This window comes from Ideonella azotifigens (genome assembly GCF_006519715.1).
GTDB lineage: Bacteria > Pseudomonadota > Gammaproteobacteria > Burkholderiales > Burkholderiaceae_C > Ideonella > Ideonella azotifigens.
On sequence record NZ_VIDT01000485.1, the window covers coordinates 1 to 4322 of the forward strand.

General features: G+C 67.1%; 5 protein-coding genes. 2 read left to right on the forward strand and 3 right to left on the reverse strand.

The features are described from left to right. Nucleotides 1-242: 242 nt before the first annotated feature. Genes FKP22_RS22455 through FKP22_RS22465 form a run of 3 tightly spaced genes read right to left on the reverse strand, consistent with a single transcriptional unit; the run spans nucleotide 243 to nucleotide 2335 of the window. Nucleotides 243-899 (reverse strand): glutathione S-transferase family protein, encoded by a 657-nt coding sequence (locus FKP22_RS22455; protein ID WP_141289907.1) that lies wholly within the window; start codon nucleotides 897-899, stop codon nucleotides 243-245. Nucleotides 900-917: 18 nt separating this feature from the next. Then, on the reverse strand, nucleotides 918-1568 hold the full coding sequence (locus tag FKP22_RS22460; protein ID WP_141289908.1) for a DUF2238 domain-containing protein: 651 nt from the start codon (nucleotides 1566-1568) through the stop codon (nucleotides 918-920). Next, nucleotides 1565-2335 (reverse strand): SDR family NAD(P)-dependent oxidoreductase, encoded by a 771-nt coding sequence (locus FKP22_RS22465; protein WP_141289909.1) that lies wholly within the window; start codon nucleotides 2333-2335, stop codon nucleotides 1565-1567. The genes FKP22_RS22460 and FKP22_RS22465 overlap by 4 nt, the downstream gene beginning before the upstream one ends. A gap of 249 nt (nucleotides 2336-2584) precedes the next feature. On the opposite strand from FKP22_RS22465, the gene FKP22_RS22470 reads away from it, so the two are divergent. Next, nucleotides 2585-3733, forward strand: a complete 1149-nt coding sequence (locus FKP22_RS22470; protein ID WP_141289910.1) for a S53 family peptidase — start codon at nucleotides 2585-2587, stop codon at nucleotides 3731-3733. A gap of 191 nt (nucleotides 3734-3924) precedes the next feature. Then, nucleotides 3925-4322, forward strand: a 398-nt coding sequence (locus tag FKP22_RS22475; protein WP_141289911.1) for a nuclear transport factor 2 family protein, incomplete at its 3' end; no start/stop codon positions are given.

The window sequence follows — 4322 nt, forward strand, 5'->3', positions numbered from 1 at the left end:
AGGCCCACCGAGGGCGGTGTGTCGGCATGCGCGAGTTGAAAACCTGCGCCCAAGGTGAGCGCGACGCCAATGAGCAAGCGGCCAACCTTGCGCCAAACCGATGCGACTGCCATGCCCACCCTCCCGGATGCTTGATGTAACCGGCAAATTCTGCGCGCATCCATCCAGGCAAGCGAGCTGACCTCGTCCCGCAAGTTGGGGGTGTGTTAACCCTTGTCGCCTGATCTCGGTCTTGACACGAATCAGTCGTGTAACGGTGCTGGCTTCGGAAAATGCAGCTGGAAGATTTCGGCCACCAGCGGGTCGGCTTCAATGCGCTGCAGCAGCTCGGAAAATGCAGGCCTGTGCTGGTGCATCGCGCGGCGCGTGCCGGACCAGCGGCTCACCACCACCGCCAGGAAGTCCAGCGCGCCCGGCTGCGCGCCGCCGAGGAAAGGTTGGGTTGCGGCCAGCGGCATGAACTGGTCGGCGAACAGCGTCCAGTGATGATGCAATTGGGAACGGCTGCCGCGCCGCAGCGGCGCCTCGCCGTCCTTGAACCCGTCCAGCCAGCGCTCGGGGTAGTCGGTGATGCTGATGGCTGAATAGCAGTTGGCGGCGATGTAGACCAGGCCACGCACGGTCTGCGCGCGCTCGGCCGGCGTGCCAGGCAGCAGGCCGCTGCCCGGGTGTTCGAGGCCGAGCTGTATCAGGATCGCGGCGCTTTCGGTCATGACCGCGCCGCCTGGCAATCGCAGCGTCGGGATCTGCTGCAGCGGGTTGGCGGCGGCCAGTTGCTCGCGTGCGGACTCAGGCGCCCACGAGGCGGCGTTGACCAACTCGAAGGGCAGGGCACAACGGTGAAGCGCCAGCTCGACCGCGGCCGAACCGGAACCGGGGAAACCGAACAGGGTATGCACAGGCTGTCTCCTGATGGCTCAAGTCTTGAGGGGTGAAACCTGCCAGCGCGGTCCACGGGCGATCTGCCGGTCCTGCCAGCGGGAGAACAAGGCCAGCGCCAGCAGCGCGCCAATGAAGGCGCAGAACATGTCGGATTGCGTGTCCCAGATGTCGCCCTGGGATCCCAGGAACTCGTTGGCGCCCTGGCCCAGCGCGAGTGCCGCGGCCCATTCGATCAACTCGTACCACGCGCTGATGGCCATCGCCACGCACAGGCTGAGGAAGCCGGTCAGCCAGCGCCCGGCCGACACCCCACGCCGTATCAGCACCTCGCGTGCCACCAGCGCCGGCACCAGGCCCTGGGCGAGGTGGCCGATGCGGTCGTAAGGGTTGCGCTCGGTGCCCAGCAAGTCCTTCAGCCAGAAGCCCAGCGGCACGCGGGCATAGCTGTAGGCGCCGCCGTAGATCAGGATCAGGCAATGCACGGCGATCAGGCCCAGCAGCATCGGCGTGAACGGGCAGCGGCGGCGCAGCGCCCACAGCAGCGGCGCGGCAATGACGACCGGCGTCACTTCCAGCACCCAGGTGCCGCGGTCGAACGGCTGCCAGCCGGAGGCGACAAAGGCCAGGCCGACGAGGCTCCACAGCAGCGGCACGATCCACGGCACGGGTCGCAGGTCGCCGCTCATGCGCTGGCGTCTCGCACATCCGCCACCGGGTTGCCGCCGAAGTCCGGCCTGGCCAGGAAGGCCAACACCCGAGCCGCGGCGTCGGCCGGGCTGAGCAGCTGGCCGCCGGCCTTCAGTGCGACGAAGTTGGCGTGGTCAGGGAAAGCCGCGGGGTCGGCGGCGCGCAGCTGGTCCTGCATGCCGGTGTCGATCACGCCGGGCGCCAGCGAGACGACCTTGGCACCGTTGGGCTGCAGGGCTTCTTCCAACGCCAGCGCTCGGCTGAAATGGTCCATGCCGGCCTTGGCCGCGCAGTAGGAAGCGCTGCCGGCCATCGCGCGCCGGCCCAGCCCGGAAGAGATGTTCAGCAGCTTGCGCGGCACCGTCCAGCCGCGGGTGCCGCGCAGGAACATGGTGCTCATCACCATGGCCGCCTCCAGGCCCACGCGCAACACCTTGGCGGTGGCTGCAGGGTCGATGTCGGCCAGGGGCTGCAGCGGCGCGATCACGCCGGCGTTGTTGATCAAGGTGGCTTGGCTGAAACGGCCGGGTGCCTGCGCCTGCAGCCAGTCCAGCAGGGCCCAGCCGGCGGCCTCGGGCTCGGCCAGGTCATGGCGCCACTGCAGCAGCGTGGCGCCGCGGCTGGCGGCCAGTGCATCCAGCGCTTCGCTGTGCCGGCGCGAGATGCCGATCACGCAGTGGCCTTCTTGCAGGCACTGGGCGGCCATGGCCTCGCCCATGCCGCGAGAGCTGCCGGTCAGGATGGTCAACGGAAAAGGGTTTGACATAGGGGGATGAGGCGGTGAACTAGGGGCTGGAAGGCGGTTTGACAGGCTTTGGACAGCCTCAAAAACACTTGTTGTAGCAGCATCGGCCGCTTGGCGAATCAGGGGTCGATCCGACCCACGCCGCGGTGACATGCAGAGGGCCCTGAAGACGGGCGAACTCGGGCATTTGCCGCGGTCCTGACATGCTTTTTGTTTTTTCAGGAGTAGGTTTGTATGCGAGGAATCAGGCTCAGGATTTTGGGGGTCACCTTGACCGCCGCGGTGTTGCAGTTGCTGAGTGTCGGCGCGAGCGCGCAAGACCTCGGCAGCGCAGCGCGCAAGCTGGTGCACACGCGTGAGGCATGCAGCAGGGATGTGGCCGAAGGCCATGCGCGCTGCCATGCGCACATCGTGCTGGATCGCAATGGCGAAGACCTGGTCACGGCAGCGCCCAGCGGCCTGAGCCCGGCCAGCCTGCGCTCGGCCTACAAGATCACCGGCAACGGCAGCGCGGCCACCGTGATCGCGGTCGTGGACGCTTACCACTACGCCAATGCCGAAGCCGACCTGGCGGTCTACCGCTCGCAGTTCGGCCTGCCGGCCTGCACCAAGGCCAACGGCTGCTTCAAGCAGATCGACCAGAACGGCGGCACCAACTATCCGGGCACCAACAAGGGCTGGAACCAGGAAGCCGCGCTGGACCTGGACATGGTCAGCGCCATGTGCCCGTCCTGCAGCATCGTCTTCGTCGAAGCCACGTCGACCAGCTCGGCCAACCTGGCCAAGGCCGTCAACACCGCAGCCGCACTGCCTGGCGTGCGTGCCATCAGCAACAGCTACGGTGGCAGCGAGTCCGGCTCGACCAGCTATGAGTCGGCCTACGACCACCTGAACATCGCCGTGGTGGTGAGTTCGGGCGACAGCGGCTACGGCGTGCAGTTCCCGGCCTCTTCGCCGCACGTGATTGCCGTTGGCGGCACCTCGCTGAAGACCTCCACCAACAGCCGCGGCTGGGTCGAAACCGCCTGGAGCGGCGCCGGCAGCGGCTGCAGCACCGTCTACGCCAAGCCCTCGTGGCAGCTGGACACCGGCTGCGCCAAGCGCACCGTGGCCGACGTCTCCGCCGTGGCCGACCCGAACACCGGCGTGGCCGTGTATGCCCCGAAGAAGTTCGGCACCAAGTCCGGCTGGCAGGTCTACGGCGGCACCAGCGTCGCAGCCCCGGTCATCGCCGGCATCTACGGCGTCAACGGCGGCCCGGTCACCTACGGCTCCGACCCCTACAGCCACACCAACTCGATCTTCGACGTGACCTCCGGCAGCAACGGTTCCTGCGGTGGCAGCTACCTGTGCACTAGCGGCACCGGCTACGACGGCCCGACCGGCCTGGGCACGCCCAACGGCACGGCTGCGTTCTGATCTTTCACTGACCCGGATCGCCCCTGGTGGGCGACTTGGTCAAGTCTCGAAGGCGCCGCTTGCGGCGCCTTTTTTGCGTCTGTTCGCAGTAGATGCTTTGACAGCTGAACGGCAACGGCCCGGATAGACTGGCATTGCCGTCGCAGTGATTCACTCATGGGCACCGTGCGACCCCGAAGCCGTCATTTCCAATGCAGCATCTCGAACCATCTTTGCTTGGCCAGCTTCAGGCACTTGAAGTCGAACTGCACCAACCGGTGGTGCGCGGCGACGCCGCTCGCCTCGACGCATTGCTCCACGCGGAATTCCAGGAGTTCGGCCGCTCCGGCGCCGCCTATACAAAGGCCGACGTACTCTTGCGCCTGCCATCTGCAGCGCAGCATCCGCGCGTGGTGGCCAGCAACTTCCTGGTGCGACCTCTAGCTCCCGACGTCGCGTTGCTGACCTATCGCTCCGCGCACGCGCTGCCCGACGGAACGCTGCATCGCCATACCCTGCGATCCTCCATCTGGCAGCGCTCTGACCGTAAGCGGTCAATGAACCGCGTCCTTGCCCCTGCGGCAATGGCGAGGCAGGCGCCGCTCAGTCT

Coding starts and splice junctions, on each gene's coding strand:
- FKP22_RS22460 (WP_141289908.1), bottom strand. CDS start 1,568: ATGAGCGGCGACCTGCGACCCGTGCCGTGGATCGTGCCGCTGCTGTGG.
- FKP22_RS22465 (WP_141289909.1), bottom strand. CDS start 2,335: ATGTCAAACCCTTTTCCGTTGACCATCCTGACCGGCAGCTCTCGCGGC.